The organism is Gallibacterium trehalosifermentans (assembly GCF_042433055.1).
Classification (GTDB): Bacteria; Pseudomonadota; Gammaproteobacteria; order Enterobacterales; family Pasteurellaceae; genus Gallibacterium; species Gallibacterium trehalosifermentans.
This window is the reverse complement of the sequence record NZ_JBHLWB010000002.1, coordinates 81682-98335: the sequence shown is the minus strand read 5'-3', so window position 1 is coordinate 98335 and position 16654 is coordinate 81682. Positions and strand designations below refer to the sequence as shown.

The window sequence follows — 16654 nt, the reverse complement described above, 5'->3', positions numbered from 1 at the left end:
TTACTTGTATTCTGTATTGGTACGTTTATGAGAACCTGTGCTTGAGTATGATTCTCTCAAGCACAGTTACCCTTGCTTAAATTTTGCTTACCTTAACGGCACATTTCTTAAAGTCTGTTTCTTTAGAAATTGGATCCGTTGCATCTAGTGTTAACATATTGGCTAACTGCCCTGCATCAAAGAAAGTGGTAAATACCAAACCTCTAGGTGGTTTGTTACGCCCACGAGTATCAATAACAGTCTCCATTTGTCCACGACGAGAAACGATCATTGCTTTATCGCCATGGCGTAAGCCACGATCTTTCGCATCTAATGGGTGCATCCACAACACATTATTCGGGAAGGAACGGTGTAATTCAGGTACACGACGTGTCATAGTACCAGTATGCCAATGTTCAAGTACACGACCTGTTGATAACCATAAATCAAACTCTTGATCTGGTGCTTCTGCAGGTGGCTCATATGGTGCTGCTAAAATTACTGCTCGTTTAGTCGCTTGACCATAGAAACTCACTTCTTCCCCTGCTTTCACATATGGATCATAACCCTCACGATAACGCCATAAGGTTTCTTTACCATCTACTACTGGCCAACGTAAACCACGTGCTTTATGGTACGTATCAAAATCCGCTAAATCATGCCCATGCCCACGTCCAAACGTTGCATATTCTTCAAATAGCCCTTTGTGAATGTAATAGCCAAAATATTCTGATTCATCATTTGGGTGATCCCCAATATCACTTAATGGATATTTATTCACTTGACCATTGGTGAATAATACTTCGTATAAGGTTTTGCCTTTATATTCTGGGTTTTTATCTAGAATATCGGCTGGCCACACTTCATCAGTTTTGAAGTATTTAGAGAATTCAACTAATTGCCATAAGTCAGATTTTGCTTCGCCTGGTGCTTTCACCATTTGATGCCAGAATTGGGTACGACGTTCTGCATTACCATAAGCACCCTCTTTTTCCACCCACATTGCAGTCGGTAGCATTAAATCAGCAGATACCGCACTTAATGTCGGATAGGGATCAGAAACAATAATGAAGTTTTCAGGATCACGCCAACCTGGTAAACGTTCTTGGTTAATATTTGGACCTGCTTGCATATTGTTATTACACATTACCCATAACACATTGAGCTTACGATCTTTTAATGCACGGTCTTGGGCAATCGCGTGTAAACCAATTTTATCTGAAATAATACCTGCTGGAATTTTCCAGATTTTTTCTGCTGTTTCACGGTGTTTTGGATTGGTTACCACTAAATCAGCTGGTAAACGGTGTGCAAATGTACCTACTTCGCGCGCGGTACCACAAGCAGATGGTTGACCTGTTAACGAGAATGGACCACAACCAGGTTGTGAAATCTTACCTGTTAATAAGTGAACGTTATACATTAATTGGTTCACCCACACGCCACGAGTATGTTGGTTAAAGCCCATAGTCCAGAATGACACAACTTTCTTATTTGGATCCGCGTAAATCTTCGCTAATTCTTCTAATAAGTTTTTATCGACACCACTAATTTCGTGCGCTTTATCTAAAGTATATTCCGCAACTAAGGCTTTATATTCTTCAAAGGTGCAATCGGTCATCTTACCGCTACCCGCATTCTTCGCGACCTTTTCAAGCTCATGCGTCGGGCGTAAACCATAACCAATATCGGTATCCGCTTTTTTAAATACAGTATGTTTATTAACGAAATCTTGGTTAACGGCATTATTTTGAATAATGTAATTAGCAATATAATTCAAAATTGCTAAATCAGATTGCGGCTTGAAAATTAAACCATAGTCTGCCAACTCAAAACTACGATGTTCAAACGTAGAAAGTACGGCAATCTTACAGTCTGGGTGAGATAAACGACGATCAGAAATACGCGACCATAAAATTGGGTGCATTTCTGCCATATTTGAACCCCAAAGTACCATTACATCAGCATGTTCAATATCGTTATAACACCCCATTGGCTCGTCCATACCAAAAGTACGTGCAAAAGCAACTGCAGCAGATGCCATGCAATGGCGAGCATTTGGATCCACGTTATTCGAGCGCAATCCTGCTTTGAATAATTTATTCAACGCATAACCTTCCCAAATGGTCGATTGCCCAGATGTAAAACACCCTACGGCATTTTTACCATTCTTCGCCATAGCCGCTTTAAATTTCTCTGCCATCGTACTGAACGCCACTTCCCAACTCACTGGTTGAAAATCACCGTTTTTGTCGTACTTACCATCTTTCATACGTAACATGGGCTGAGTCAAACGATCCTTACCATACATAATTTTCGGCAAGAAATACCCTTTGATACAGTTTAACCCACGATTTACCTCTGCATCAGGATCACCTTGGGAAGCAACAACTCGCCCATTTTGTGTACCGACCAATACCCCACAGCCCGTCCCACAGAATCGACAAACGCCCTTTTCCCATTTAATGGAAGTGTCTGCTGCTTCAACATTTTTGATTGGAATTGTCATTCCGATAGCAGCCGCTGCCGCAGTCGCTGCATTGGCTTTCATAAAATCACGTCGACTTAAATTCATCTTTAATCTCCCCACAAAAAATCAATCTGTTAAGTCTTGCTGGTGATATACCAACGATACATTGATAACACCATCAATATTGCGCGCATTTTCCATATTTTCTAACAAAATCCGCTGGTTATGAGACTGCATAACCACAACTAACTTTCCTAACACTGGATCAGAACCATGTATTTCTGTATGCGGAACGTCCAATAGTTTCTCTGAAATTTTCGTTAATTTTTCTGGTCGTCCTTGTATAACCACACCGCAAACATGCCATTCTTCGGCATTTTCCATTGTAATTTGATCTATATTCATACCGTTTGAGTATTTACCATTGAAATTGCTTGTACTGGGCACGCAGCAACACATGCGCCACAACCATTACACTCATCAAGATTCAGTTGTGGTTGAGCAACTTGCCCTAGCATAGGTTTAAAAGAGATCGCTCGCCATTGACAGCTATCCTGACAACTCCGACACTCAACTTGTCGCTGCGTTAAGCAAGCATTATTTATCACAATTTTATGCTGCCACGCCGCTGTTGTTATCGGTCTAAATATTGGTTGTGAGCATATCTCGGCACATTTTCCACAAAACGTACATTCTGCGTTTGCAAAACATACTTCTGGATAACCTTCTCGACCTTTGATCAATACTTGTGTTTCACATTGCTGAATACAATCGTTACATTGTGTACATTTTTCCCAAAAAACATCAGCTTCTGCCCAAGGAGGTAAAATCACTTGCAAAGCATCGATCGTTGCTGCTTCACGGAATTTTCCTGAAAGAAATTTTCGACGGGATAAATCAAGATTTTGCATACTTCGTGCAAGTATTGGTTAAAGATTACTTATTCGCCAAGTATTCTAAAGTAACCACTTGTTAAGTCAGTACCTGTTATGAGGTATATTCCTTTCTTTAATCAAGTTTCTTGAGATAAATCAATTTCTGCTGCTTTGCCAATATTCTATACTCGGCAATCATTTTTCTTATAAAAACAGCAGCACAGCCTGCATTAAGAAAACCTCGCTAAATGAGAACGCCCTATTCCTTATTCATAAAAGGATCAGATAATAAAATTCTTACTTCTGTTCCACCTGTTGGACGTAATTGAATCTGTAATGTTGCATTTAATTGCGCTGTCCGTTCCTGCATAATATTCAAACCATAATGCCCTTCTGGCTCCTCTAATGACGGAATTCCCACGCCATTATCGGCAATAATAATTTCATTTTCACCATCTTGGTTAGTATGAGCAATCACTTCAATTAATGTCGCTTGTGAATGTTTAATTGCATTCAACAAGGCTTCCCGAATCACTTGCAACGCATGCACTAATTGTTGAGCTGTGAAGATTTGCGATGGTAATGAGCATTCTAAAGTAATTTGCGCATCGGTTTGATTCTGTAATGATTCAATTACCTGTTCTAACGCCACTTTCAGATTAGCCTCTTGAATGGTCAAGCGGAATGTGGAAAGCAACTCTCGCAACTGAACATAACCATCATTTAAGGCTTGTTCAAAATCCGCAATAATTTTAAAACTTTTCTCTTGCGCCGTTGGTTCATCATTTTTTAACGTATGTTTTAACAGGGTTAGTTGAATTTGTAAGAATGCTAATACCTGTGCCAATGAGTCATGCAATTCTCGTGCAATAATAGAACGCTCTTCCATTAAGACTAATTGCTGTTGTTGTCGTTGCATTTGGATAAAATAAATTGCTCGTCCAAACATTTGCGCTAAACTTTGCATTAAACGTAAATCAGGACATGGCAATCCTGCTTGCCAACGCAAACAAGATAACTCTTGCCCATGAACACTAATTTTTTGCTGTTGCCAAGGGTAATGTTCTTCCTTATTCCCCGCCGAAAGATTAAGGTGTTCTGCACCATATACGATTAATTCGATATAACGCAAATGTTCACTCACTTGAATATCTGCTAACACTTCAACTAATTTGTTGTAATCTAAATCTGTATGAGTGATTTTTTGCGAAGTATGGAACAACATCGATAAGGTGCGGTTTAATTGGCTTAATTTTTGTGTTTTTTCTCGCACCTTATCTTCAAGAAACCAATAAAGTTTTTGTAACTCATTTGACATCGTGGTAAAGGTTTCCGATAAAGTCCCTAATTCATTTGGTTTATTTGTATCAAGTTGAATGTGTTTGAAATGTCCTGTTTGTACTTGGGTACTGGCTTTCACTAATTTAGCCACTGGATTCATTACTTCTCGTTTCATAAACCAGATAAGATAAGAACCAATGCCTAAAATAGTAATAATTGAGAAAATACTCATTAGAATCGCAAGAATAATCTTCCGTTCTGAAAAATGTTGTAACACCACCACAAATTGATCGACTTTTTGTACATATTTATCTACTTGCTGTTGATATTTCTCAACTTGATTCTGATGAACAAACTCTTCCATTGTTTGCCAATGTGCTAATACATCTTGATAAGCTGTTTTCACACTTATGGAAACAAAAAAACTAGTTTGAATACGCTCTAAAATCTCTGAATCCAATGTTTGATTATAGGTTGCAATATTCTGTTGTAATGTGCTGGGATCATGTTCCATTTGGTAAATTAAACGATAAGCTTGCATTCGTAATGACCCCGCTAAATTGATCGCTTCTGCATCATTCTGGCTACTGAGTAAAATAGAAAAGACTAAAGTAATACAACCACTCGCCAAAAAGATAATACCAATCAAATATTTAGCAACTCGAGTTAATACAGAATATTTTTTCATAATGTTTCTTTCTCTTCGGATAGGAATAGCTGCCATTGTATTAATAAACATTAATTCCTCGCAATGCCAGATTATACAATCGAAAAAAAATCCCCACTTTATGCGGGGATTAATAGCGTAAATGATCTATATTAATACGTTTTATTCACCGTAATACGCTTTGGTTAAGATTTCCATCATATCTTCAACCATCGGTAAACGAGGGTTTGCTGGTGAACATTGATCTTCAAAGGCAAGTAATGCTAAATCACGGCGAGCTTCCATAAATTCTTGCTCATTGATACCTTGCTCTTTGAAAGACATTTTAATACCAATACGTTGTCCCAATTCTTTACATGCTTGTGCATAAGCTTGTACCGCTTCTTCTGGGGTTGAGCATGGTAACCCAAGCATTCTAGCAATTTCTTGATATTTAACATCTGCTTTATAGTAATTGTATTTCGGCCAAGTCGCTGTTTTGGTTGGGCGAGTACCGTTATAACGAATCACATATGGCATTAAAATCGCATTGGTTCTACCGTGTGGTGTATGGAAACGACCGCCAACTTTATGGGCTAATGAGTGCGTCATACCTAAGAACGCATTTGCAAATGCCATACCTGCAATCGTTGACGCATTATGCATTCTCTCTCTTGCTTCTGGATCGCTTGCTCCATTTTTCACCGAACGTTCTAAGAATTCAAATACCAATTTAATCGCTTGTAAGGCTAAACCATCAGTAAAGTCATTGGCTAAGGTTGAAACATAGGCTTCGGTTGCATGAACCAATACATCATAGCCAGAATCTGCCGCTACATGAGCAGGTACCGTCATGGTTAATGCAGGGTCAACAATCGCAATCGTTGGGGTTAATGAGTAGTCAGCGATAGGATATTTTTTATCTCCCTCACTAATTACCGCAAATGGTGTAACTTCCGAACCTGTACCAGAGGTAGTTGGGATACCAATAAATTTCGCTTTACGCCCTAATTGTGGGAATTTAAATGCACGTTTGCGAATATCCATAAATTTCTGTACAAGATCACGGAAATCTACTTCTGGCTGTTCATAGAATAACCACATAACTTTCGCCGCGTCCATTGCCGAACCACCACCTAATGCAATAATGGTATCTGGTTGGAAATTACGCAATAATTCAACCCCTCGACGGACTGTTGCAATACTCGGATCTGGTTCAACGTCAGCAAATAATTGATAAGTTACGTGATCACCGCGCATCGTGAGTTGCTTTGCAATTTTCTCGACAAATCCTAAATCCACCATCACACGGTCGGTTACAATGACAACACGCTCAACGCCTTTCATTGATTGTAGATATTGAATTGAATCACGTTCAAAATAGATTTTTGAAGGTACTTTGAACCATTGCATATTATTTCTCCGTCTGCCAACTCGTTTGATATTTAATAAATTCACCGCACTAACATTGTTACCAACGGAGTTTTTACCGTAAGAACCACACCCTAAAGTCAATGATGGTAGGAAAGAGTTATACACATCACCAATACCACCAAATGTTGACGGTGAATTCCAAATCACACGAATCGCTTTCACACGTTCACCAAAGGTTTTCGCTAATTCCGCATCAGAAGTATGAATTGCCGCAGAGTGTCCTAAACCGTGAAATTCCACCATTTGTTCTGCTTTATTTAAGCCATCTTCGACACTTTCTGCTTTTAATAATGCCAATACTGGCGATAATTTTTCACGAGTAAGTGGCTCTTTTACGCCAACCTCTTTACATTCTGCAAGCAGAATATTGGTATTTGCGGGAACACTGAATCCTGCTTGTTCTGCAATCCAAGCAGCTGGTTTCCCCACCACAGCAGCATTTAATTTTGCCATAGCACAGTTGGTGCTATTTGCTTTTGCGCCAAAGATATATTCTTCAAGTAACGCTTTCTCTTTCTTATTGACCAAATACACGCCATAAGATTGCATCTCTTTGACAAAATCATCATAGATTTCTTTATCAACTATCGCAGCTTGTTCACTGGCACAAATCATGCCGTTATCGAATGATTTTGACATTACAATATCGTGAACGGCTTGTTTTAAATTTGCACTTTTTTCCACATATGCTGGCACATTACCTGCCCCAACACCTAACGCTGGTTTACCACAAGAATAAGCTGCCTCTACCATCGCATTACCGCCTGTTGCCAAAATAGTGGCAATACCAGAATGTTTCATTAAGGCTTGGGTACCTTCCATAGATGGGTGTTCTATCCATTGGATACAATTTTTTGGCGCACCTGCTTGCACTGCAGCTTCATAAACCACTTGTGCAGCGTGTGCAGAACTTTGTTGTGCTGAAGGGTGGAAAGCAAACACGATTGGATTTCGAGTTTTTAAAGCAATTAATGATTTAAAAATGGTAGTTGATGTCGGATTAGTTGTTGGAGTAATACCGCAAACTACCCCAACTGGATCAGCGATCTCAGTAATACCAGTTACATCATCTTCTTTAATGACCCCCACAGTTTTTAAATGGCGCATATTATTGACGACATATTCACACGCAAATAAATTTTTAGTCGCTTTATCTTCAAATACACCACGACCAGTTTCTTCATAAGCGTGCATTGCCAACACACCATGTTGATCCAGTGCTGCTACAGATGCTTTTGCTACAATATAATCAATTTGTTGTTGGTTAAGTTGCCGAAATTCTTCTAACGCCACTAAACCGTTGGCAACAAGTTGATCCACTTCTGCTTGCGCTGGACTGACAGCCACTTCAGTTGTCTTATTCATAATGATTTCTCCAAAAATTAAAAATTATTTTAACTAATAAAATTATAGCTATTTGAAGCTCCCCTTTTTGAGGTATTTCATTATTATCTGATCTAGCTCAATTTCTGTGTTATACGTTTGTTATAGTCGTTGAGGTTGTGTTGAAAGCTCGTTTTTAATTCTTGATCAATCTCGATTTTTTATGTGATCTTTGCCTTTTTTCGTTCTATAGTAGAGAAAATTTTTATCTACAATTTGAAAAGGAAAATGATATGGAACCTACAATTTATCAACTTGAAAACACGAAAAAATGGGCAACGATTACTTATTGGCTTTATATTGTTTCCGTATTTTTCGGCGGTTCATTAAGTATTATCGGTGTCATTATTGCGTATATTTTCCGTGATGATGCTCATGGTTCTTACCTTGAAAGCCATTTTACGTATCAAATCAGAACCTTTTGGATTGGCTTGTTATATAGTGCGATTGGGGTGGTTTTTTCTTTAGTTTTTATTGGTTATTTCGTATTACTCTTTACTTTTATTTGGTTTATCGTTCGTTCAATTAAAGGATTACGGGCGATACATAAAGAAATGCCTCTCTTCAATGAAAAAACGTGGTTATTTTGATCTACTTGCTTGTGAATCAAGACATTAGCCTCTAGAATACAATTTTTATCACGCAAGATGAGGCTTTAACTATGTCAGCACTTACCGCTTTACAACAAGAAACAAGGGAAATTATTGATCAGCTTTTAAATGATGGCAGTGATCCTGATGCGTTATATATTATTGAACACCATATTTCTCATCATGATTTCGATAAATTGGAAAAAATTGCCCTTGATGCCTTTAAACTTGGCTATGAAATATCTGAAGCGGAAGAGCTAGAAACCGACGATGGTGTGGAAGTTTATTGCTTTGATATTATTAGTGAAATTGAGCTAAAAGCCGAACTAATTGATGCACAGCAAACAGAATTATTACCTCTTATCAAAAAACATCAAGGAACTTACGATGGTTGGGGAACCTATTTTGAAGATCCTAATGATGATGAAGATGAATATGGTGAAGATGGCGAATTTTTCGACGATGAAGATTAATCATGCGTGATACACTTTTTACCGCTCACAAATCCGCTGAGAAATGCCCGCAATGTGGGCATTTTTTACAGTTAAAACGTGGCAAGAAAGGCTTATTTTTAGGTTGCAGTCAATATCCTGTGTGTGATTACCTAAAGCCATTACAATCGCAAACGCTTGGTGAAATACTTAAAGTCTTACCAGAATACTGCCCTGAATGTGAACACCCATTGGTTTTACGACGTGGGCAATTTGGAATGTTTATTGGTTGTAGCAATTATCCACTATGCCATTTTATTGTGAATGACGAACCCGAAAAACAGGATTACCAACCCGTAACTTGTCCTACTTGTCGCCAAGGAAAGTTGATTGCTAAACGTGGTGCAAAAGGTAAAGTTTTTTTTGCTTGCAACCATTATCCACAATGTCGCTTTAATGTTGCCCAACAACCTGTTGAAAAAGCGTGTCCCCAATGCCATTTTCCACTAGCATATAGAAAAAATTTGACCGAACAACGCATTAGTTATCAATGTTTAAACAAAAGTTGTAAACATATTTTTTATGAAACAAATGAATAATCTTAAACATATTGTTACTCAACTCCAAAATGGAGAAGTCATTGCCTATCCCACCGAAGCTGTTTTTGGACTAGGGTGTAATCCCTTTAATGATCAAGCAATCCAAAAATTATTAGCGTTAAAACAACGCCCAGTAGAGAAAGGCTTAATTTTAATTGCACCCACTTTAGATTTTTTTCAACAGATTATTGCATTTGACCAATTATCTCCCGAACTCTTACAACGAATCCAACGAGTTTACCCAAGACCAACGACTTGGATCGCACCAGTACAGACAACAGTTTCACCATTATTGACAGGAAAATTTAATAGTGTCGCTGTTCGTTTATGCCAACACCCAGCAGTGGTTGCACTTTGCCAACAAGCCAATATGCCAATCACTTCAACGAGTGCTAATTTAACGGGACAACCTCCTTGCCGTCATTATCAGGAAGTTCTCGCCCAATTTGGTGAAAAATTTCCTGTATTACAAGCTGACGTGGGTAAGGCAAAAAATCCCTCTGAAATAAGGAATCTCTTTACGAATCAAATTGTTAGACAAGGATAAATAGAGTTATGCAACAACATCATTATGCCGTTTGGGGCAATCCCATTGCTCAAAGTAAATCGCCCATAATTCATCAACTTTTTGCTCAACAAACAGACAAAAAACTGACTTATGTCGCTGAATTAGGTGATTTAAATGATTTTGAGCAACAACTAATGCAATTTTTTCAACAAGGTGCCAATGGCTGTAATATTACTGCACCATTTAAAGAACGTGCATTTCAACTTGCAGATCAACATAGTGAACGCTGCCAATTAGCGCAAGCGTGTAATACCTTAAAACGCCTAGAAGATGGCTCTCTTTATGCAGACAATACCGATGGTGCGGGGTTAGTAACAGACTTACAACGACTCGGCTGGTTAGCACCAAATCAACACATTTTATTGCTTGGTGCGGGTGGAGCGACAAAAGGCGTGCTATATCCCTTATTGCAAGCAAAACAAAAAATAACCCTTGCGAACCGTACCTTAACAAAAGCCCAAGCCTTAGCTGAAAAATTCTCTGTCTATGGTGAAATTCAAGCCACTACACTAGACGAAATTCCACAACAATCCTTTGATGTTGTGATTAATGCCACTTCCAGTGGTTTACACGGACAAGTTGCCCCTGTTTCTGATACGGTATTGCAACAGTGTCAGCGTACTTACGATATGCAATACACTCCAAACGGAGAAACCCCCTTTCTACAACATTGCCGCCAGTTAGCCATTCCTGCGTGCAGTGATGGATTAGGAATGTTAGTCGCCCAAGCAGCGCATGCCTTTTTACTTTGGGAAAATGTAATGCCAAATATTGATCAATTACTCGCAAACCGAGAATGGCTAAAACATTGCTAAATTGTTTGTGCATATAGCGCTAAATATTATGGTTTATCAGTCGGGTATTTTATATCCAACTTATCTTTAGAGTTGTTAATTAAACGTCATTACCTTACCCGAGACACTTTCCGATAATGAGCGGGGGTCATACCAAATTGCGCTTTAAATGCTTCATTAAAAGCGGTTTCTGACTGATAACCTATTTTTTCCATTACCTGCACAATATTAAGTTGTGTTTTGCTTAATAATTTTGCTGCCATTGAGAGCTTAAAAATACGAATTAAGGTTTGGATCCCCATACCTGTAGCTTGGTGAATTTTGCGAGCAAATGTTGCTCTTGAAAGATACGCCATCTGAGCCAGTTGTTCTGTAGTATAACTCACAGAAAGATCTTGTAGTACTGTGGCCATTACTTTACTTAACACTGGATCAGAAAATAAACCAATGAGATTTTGTTGTTGAGGCAATTCTGTACAATGGCGTAAAGCAAATAACAGTAGTAATTCACACATCATTTTAATTGCGGTGGCACTTCCCAAATGAGGGATTAAAGCTTCTTGATGAATTAAACTCGATAATGCTTGTAATTGCGGAATATCTTTCAAGGAAACAATCAGCGGTTCAGGCAAAAGCCTTAATAAAGCCGCTGCCGCATGATTGGTCGCTTGATAACGACCACATAACATTTGTAATGATGAATCCGTTGTACAATTATAACGGTACAACAGCCCATTTTGTTGTTCTTGATGCCATGGTTCAGTGGAAGAATGCGTACCAATTTGGTGCATGCCTCCCTTTGTCCAGAGACAAAAATCACCTGCATTGAGTTGATATTCCTGCTTCCCCGCACGCATTGTACAGTTACCATCGAGTAATAAATGAAAATACGCCACCCCTGACTCCGCCTGCTGATGTTCAATCAAATAAGGTGATTTAAAACGACAAAATACATCTATCGTTGTTTTAATTTCTAATAATGCTAATAGACGATCAATATTATCCATAATCTATAAATTGAGATGATAACGTAGCTTTTTGCTTCATTAACCACTATAAAGTCTTATTTATAAGGTACAAAATAGCCTGCGTTAAATCAAGATAACAATGAATTAGGAGAAAAACTTATGTTAGATTGGAAAAAATATCGCACGCAATTAATGAGCCGTTTAGGTATCTTCAACAAACTTTCCCCAGATACGATGAAAGGTTATCAAACTTTAAGTAAAGCAGGCGAAGCGAGTGTATTAGATACAAAAACGAGAGAACTCATTGCTTTAGCTTGTGCAGTTACTACTCGTTGTGATGGCTGTATTGATGTGCATACTGATGCAGCGATCAAAGCAGGTTGTAGCCAAGAAGAAATTGCTGCTGCGTTAGGGGTTGCCGTAGCCATGAATGCGGGAGCTGCAATGGTATATTCAGCACGAGTATTAGATGCGTATGATACTTTGAAAACGGAATAATGCTTTTTTGTAAGTGTCTAAAAACAAAAAACCGTTATATCGTAAGGTATAACGGTTTTTTATAGGTTAAAAATGAATTATTTTTTCGCACGCTCAAATGAAGTTAGGATTTCTTCACGCGCAGCCACAGCGTCTTCCCAACCATCAACTTTCACCCATTTACCTGCTTCTAATGCTTTATAGCTTTCAAAGAAGTGTTGGATTTGTGCTTTTAATAATGCTGGAATATCGTTCACATCTTTGATGTGATCATATTCTTTTGTTAATTTGCTGTGTGGCACCGCAATCACTTTTGCATCTTGACCAGATTCATCAGTCATTTTTAAAACACCAACTGGACGGCAACGAATCACAGAGCCTGGTTGTAATGGATATGGCGTTGGCACTAATACATCTACTGGGTCGCCATCTAAAGAGAGTGTATTATTGATGTAACCATAGTTTGCTGGGTAGAACATTGCCGTTGCCATAAAACGGTCAACAAATAATGCACCTGTTTCTTTATCAACTTCATATTTAATTGGATCTGAATTTGCTGGAATTTCAATTACAACATAAATATCATCTGGTAATTCTTTTCCAGCAGGTACGTTTTTTAAACCCATTGTCTATTCCTTCTAATAAAAAAATTAAGTAAAAAACCATGCGATTATAGCCCTATTTGTTGCAAATTGTCGAGAATTAGCTAGCCAATAGCTCCATTCCATATTGGAATAATCCCCAAGCAATCATTAACATAATCGCTCCAATCATAAAATCTAATACACGCCAAGTAACAGGCTGCTTAAATAATGGAATAAGAAAACGAGTCCCATAAGCTAAACTGAAAAACCACGTCGCAGAAACACAAAATCCACCAATTAAAAAAGCGATTTTTTCTTGCCAAGCTAACGTACCTGCAATACCACCAATAATCACAACTGTATCAAGGTAAACGTGTGGATTAAGTAAGGTTACACTTAATGTCAGTAAAATGGTTTTAGTTAAAGAGGTGGTATTGTCGCCTGAATCAAGCTGTAAACTCGCATTCCCTCGATAAGCGCTTCGCCATGCACGCAAACCATAAATGGATAAAAAACCTGCTCCAACAAAAGCGAGCGAAACGGCAGCAGTCTGGTTATGGCTAATAAATGACCCTAAGCCTAAAACCCCCAGACAAAATAACACTACATCACATAAAAAACAGATCAGTGCAACAGCAAAAACGTGTTGCCTTAATAAGCCTTGTTTTAACACAAACGCATTTTGTGCGCCAATCGCTACAATCAAACTACCTGTTACAAAAATGCCATGTAAAAACGCGTTCATTAGATCTCCTGATAAAGATTAATTGCCCCTTGATAACCGAATTGCCGCCAAGCTTCATAAACGGTTACCGCCACTGAGTTGGAGAGATTCATACTGCGACTATTCTCACACATTGGAATCCGAATTTTTTGCTCAATCGGCATGGTGTTTAAGATATCCATTGGAATACCTCTCGTTTCTGGTCCAAACATCAAATAATCACCAAGCTGAAACTGTACTTGACTATGTGCTGGACCGCCTTTCGTCGTCAACGCAAATAATCGTTTTGGTTTTTCTGTCGCCAAAAACTCAGCATAGTTTTGGTGATGTTTAATTGCGGTAAATTCGTGGTAATCCAAGCCAGAGCGACGTAATTTTTTATCCTCCCATTGGAAGCCAAGAGGGTGAATTAAATGTAAACGGAAACCGCAATTAGCACAAAGGCGGATAATATTCCCTGTATTTTGTGGGATTTCAGGCTCATAAAGGACAATATCTAACATAATTTTTTAAATGGTGTAATAAATAAAAACGTCATATTTTTCTACTTCTTCACATTATTAGCAACTACTCAGACAGTAATTTTATCTTTACCCTCTAAGTAAATGGAGAAATTATACGCAAAAATGCTGGATTAATTTTTTCAATAAATCACGTGTTGGTTGAATAAATTCAGCAGATAAAAACTCATCAGGTTGATGCGCTTGTTCAATAGAACCTGGACCTAACACCAATGTAGGACACAGCTGTTGGATAAACGGTGCCTCTGTGCAGTAATTTGCTGAAATACAAGGTTTGCCTAATAACTTTTCTACCACTGCAACAATTTCTGCTTTATGAGAACACTCATAGCCTGGAATACCATCGTGAAGGGGTTTCACTTGAATGAGATCACCATATTGTTCAAAGAGTGGTTGCAGTTTTTCTTGAATCATTTCATCTAACGATTCTAGTCCCATATTCGGTAACGGACGGATATCAAATTGCAACTCACAACAACCACAAATTCGATTTACTGCATCACCACCATGAATTGAACCAAAGTTCATTGTTGGATAAGGAACAGCAAAAAAATCATTATGGAATTTTTCTTTTAATTCATTGCGTAACTGCATTAAATGACCAGTAGCTTGATGCATAATTTCAATCGCATTAATCCCCTTATCAGGATCACTTGAATGACCAGAACGTCCAATAACGGTAACGGAATCACTAAAATGTCCCTTATGCGCTCGCACTGGTTGCAGCGAAGTTGGCTCGCCAATAATGGCACAATCAGGGCGAATCTCGGCATGTTGTGCGAAAGTTCTTGCTCCTAACATAGTCGTTTCTTCATCAGCTGTGGCTAAAATCCGTAATGGTTTTTGTAATTTAGTTAAATCCATAGTACGCAAGGTATCCACAATAAAAGCAAAGAAACCTTTCATATCGGCGGAACCTAAGCCATAAAAACGCCCCTCTTTTTCAGTTAATTTAAAGGGATCAAATTGCCAACGACCTGCATCAAAAGGGACGGTATCAGTATGTCCTGCTAACAATAAACCGCCCTCTCCCTCACCATAAGTAGCAAGTAGATTATATTTATTACGTGTATCTTTGACTGGCAAAATATCCACTTTAAATCCTAGATCTGTTAGCCAGTTAGCTAATTTTTCGATTAAAGGCTTATTGCTATGATCTAATTGAGGATTATCTGTACTACTAATGGTTGGGATTTCGATAAGTTGTGAGTATAAAGCGAGAAAATCTGGAAGATTTGCCATAAGTACCTCAAAATAAACATTGATTCAAACAAAATAATTATGCAAAATATTAGCATAATTAATCACTATTTTTATCTATTATGCTAAAAACACTCATCATCGGTGCGAGTGGCTACACAGGTGCAGAACTCGCAAAAATTCTTACCAAACACCCTAATTTTGAACTCTGTGGGCTATATGTTTCGGCAAATAGTCTGGATAAAGATAAACCTATTTCTGAGATTTATCCACAACTAAAACATCTGGTTGACCTCTCTCTGCAAGCCCTACCAGACGATCTACACTCATTAGCTAAAACGGCTGATTGTGTCTTTCTAGCTACTGCACACGAGGTAAGTCATCAACTTGCGCCAATTTTCTTAGCAAATCAATGCAAAGTGTTCGATCTTTCTGGCGCCTATCGTGTTGACCAAGCCGAGTTTTATACGAAATATTATGGCTTTGCGCATCAATACCCTGATTTATTAGCCAAAGCGGTTTATGGCTTAGCTGAATGGAATGAAGCCCAAATCAAACAATCAGATTTAATCGCGGTGGCTGGTTGTTATCCAACCGTTTCACAACTTTGTCTAAAACCATTAATTATCAATGATTTATTAGATGAAGAACAACTCCCAGTGATTAATGCGGTCAGTGGAGTGAGTGGTGCAGGACGTAAAGCAAGTTTAACCTCCAGTTTCTGTGAAGTGAGTTTAAATCCTTATGGCGTATTTAACCACCGCCACCAACCAGAAATTGCCACTCATCTTGGGCGAGAGATCATTTTTACCCCACATTTAGGCAATTTCAAACGTGGAATTTTAGCAACGATTACCGCAAAATTGAAAGCAGACGTAACAGTAGAACAAGTTCAATCTGCCTTTGTACAAGCCTATCAAGATAAACCTTTAGTTAGATTGTATGAACAAGGTTTCCCAAGCATTAAAGCAGTGGAGTTTACCCCATATTGCGATATTGCGTTTGCGGTACAAGATCAACACATTATTATCGTTGGAGCAGAAGATAACTTGTTAAAAGGGGCTGCGGCACAAGCGGTACAATGTGCTAATATTCGCTATGGCTTTGACCCAGTTTTAGGATTAATTTAA

17 protein-coding genes are annotated in these 16654 nt (G+C 38.4%); 7 read left to right on the top strand and 10 right to left on the bottom strand.

Annotated features, from left to right (window positions below; translation table 11 throughout):
- Positions 1–76: 76 nt before the first annotated feature.
- The 5 genes from napA to adhE form a co-directional block, all read right to left on the bottom strand.
- The gene (napA, locus tag ACFFHK_RS03150; RefSeq protein ID WP_382369233.1) at positions 77–2554 is read right to left on the bottom strand and encodes a nitrate reductase catalytic subunit NapA; all 2478 of its coding nucleotides are present in this window, start codon (positions 2552–2554) and stop codon (positions 77–79) included.
- A gap of 21 nt (positions 2555–2575) precedes the next feature.
- The gene (locus tag ACFFHK_RS03145) at positions 2576–2854 is read right to left on the bottom strand and encodes a chaperone NapD (RefSeq protein WP_382369230.1); all 279 of its coding nucleotides are present in this window, start codon (positions 2852–2854) and stop codon (positions 2576–2578) included.
- Positions 2851–3360 carry a ferredoxin-type protein NapF gene (gene napF, locus ACFFHK_RS03140; RefSeq protein WP_382369227.1) on the bottom strand — a complete coding sequence of 170 codons (510 nt, stop codon included), beginning with the start codon at positions 3358–3360 and terminating at the stop codon, positions 2851–2853. Before napF ends, ACFFHK_RS03145 begins: the two co-directional genes overlap by 4 nt.
- A gap of 223 nt (positions 3361–3583) precedes the next feature.
- Positions 3584–5293, bottom strand: a complete 1710-nt coding sequence (narQ, locus tag ACFFHK_RS03135) for a nitrate/nitrite two-component system sensor histidine kinase NarQ (RefSeq protein WP_382369224.1) — start codon at positions 5291–5293, stop codon at positions 3584–3586.
- Positions 5294–5434: 141 nt separating this feature from the next.
- Positions 5435–8050: a bifunctional acetaldehyde-CoA/alcohol dehydrogenase gene (gene adhE, locus ACFFHK_RS03130; protein WP_382369221.1), complete on the bottom strand. Its 2616-nt coding sequence runs from the start codon at positions 8048–8050 to the stop codon at positions 5435–5437.
- 251 nt (positions 8051–8301) lie between these two features.
- Between adhE and ACFFHK_RS03125 the strand changes: the two genes are divergently transcribed.
- From ACFFHK_RS03125 to aroE, 5 genes are all read left to right on the top strand, one after another.
- Positions 8302–8658 carry a DUF4870 family protein gene (locus tag ACFFHK_RS03125; protein WP_382369218.1) on the top strand — a complete coding sequence of 119 codons (357 nt, stop codon included), beginning with the start codon at positions 8302–8304 and terminating at the stop codon, positions 8656–8658.
- A 71-nt stretch (positions 8659–8729) separates the two neighbouring features.
- Positions 8730–9131 carry a ribonuclease E inhibitor RraB gene (rraB, locus tag ACFFHK_RS03120; protein ID WP_382369215.1) on the top strand — a complete coding sequence of 134 codons (402 nt, stop codon included), beginning with the start codon at positions 8730–8732 and terminating at the stop codon, positions 9129–9131.
- A 2-nt stretch (positions 9132–9133) separates the two neighbouring features.
- Positions 9134–9688: a DNA topoisomerase family protein gene (locus tag ACFFHK_RS03115; RefSeq protein WP_382369212.1), complete on the top strand. Its 555-nt coding sequence runs from the start codon at positions 9134–9136 to the stop codon at positions 9686–9688.
- On the top strand, positions 9672–10235 hold the full coding sequence (gene tsaC / locus ACFFHK_RS03110) for an L-threonylcarbamoyladenylate synthase type 1 TsaC (RefSeq protein WP_382369209.1): 564 nt from the start codon (positions 9672–9674) through the stop codon (positions 10233–10235). Before ACFFHK_RS03115 ends, tsaC begins: the two co-directional genes overlap by 17 nt.
- Before the next feature lie 8 nt (positions 10236–10243).
- The gene (gene aroE, locus ACFFHK_RS03105; protein ID WP_382369206.1) at positions 10244–11071 is read left to right on the top strand and encodes a shikimate dehydrogenase; all 828 of its coding nucleotides are present in this window, start codon (positions 10244–10246) and stop codon (positions 11069–11071) included.
- A gap of 89 nt (positions 11072–11160) precedes the next feature.
- On the opposite strand, the gene ACFFHK_RS03100 is transcribed toward aroE, so the two are convergent.
- Positions 11161–12057 (bottom strand): AraC family transcriptional regulator, encoded by an 897-nt coding sequence (locus ACFFHK_RS03100; protein WP_382369203.1) that lies wholly within the window; start codon positions 12055–12057, stop codon positions 11161–11163.
- 120 nt (positions 12058–12177) lie between these two features.
- Here ACFFHK_RS03100 and ACFFHK_RS03095 point away from each other — a divergent pair, with 120 nt between their 5' ends.
- Positions 12178–12516, top strand: a complete 339-nt coding sequence (locus ACFFHK_RS03095; RefSeq protein WP_382369200.1) for a carboxymuconolactone decarboxylase family protein — start codon at positions 12178–12180, stop codon at positions 12514–12516.
- A gap of 77 nt (positions 12517–12593) precedes the next feature.
- Here the strand turns inward: ACFFHK_RS03095 and ppa are convergent, their stop codons facing one another.
- The 4 genes from ppa to argE all read right to left on the bottom strand — a co-directional run bounded on the left by ppa (position 12594) and on the right by argE (position 15566).
- A complete protein-coding gene (gene ppa / locus ACFFHK_RS03090) occupies positions 12594–13121 on the bottom strand; it encodes an inorganic diphosphatase (protein WP_382369197.1) in 528 nt (175 codons plus the stop codon).
- A 76-nt stretch (positions 13122–13197) separates the two neighbouring features.
- Positions 13198–13824 (bottom strand): LysE/ArgO family amino acid transporter, encoded by a 627-nt coding sequence (locus ACFFHK_RS03085; RefSeq protein WP_382369194.1) that lies wholly within the window; start codon positions 13822–13824, stop codon positions 13198–13200.
- Complete coding sequence (trmL, locus tag ACFFHK_RS03080; RefSeq protein ID WP_382369191.1) at positions 13824–14306, bottom strand: tRNA (uridine(34)/cytosine(34)/5-carboxymethylaminomethyluridine(34)-2'-O)-methyltransferase TrmL; 483 nt, start codon at positions 14304–14306, stop codon at positions 13824–13826. Before trmL ends, ACFFHK_RS03085 begins: the two co-directional genes overlap by 1 nt.
- Before the next feature lie 111 nt (positions 14307–14417).
- On the bottom strand, positions 14418–15566 hold the full coding sequence (argE, locus tag ACFFHK_RS03075) for an acetylornithine deacetylase (RefSeq protein WP_382369188.1): 1149 nt from the start codon (positions 15564–15566) through the stop codon (positions 14418–14420).
- An 80-nt stretch (positions 15567–15646) separates the two neighbouring features.
- Between argE and argC the strand changes: the two genes are divergently transcribed.
- A complete protein-coding gene (gene argC / locus ACFFHK_RS03070) occupies positions 15647–16654 on the top strand; it encodes an N-acetyl-gamma-glutamyl-phosphate reductase (protein WP_382369185.1) in 1008 nt (335 codons plus the stop codon).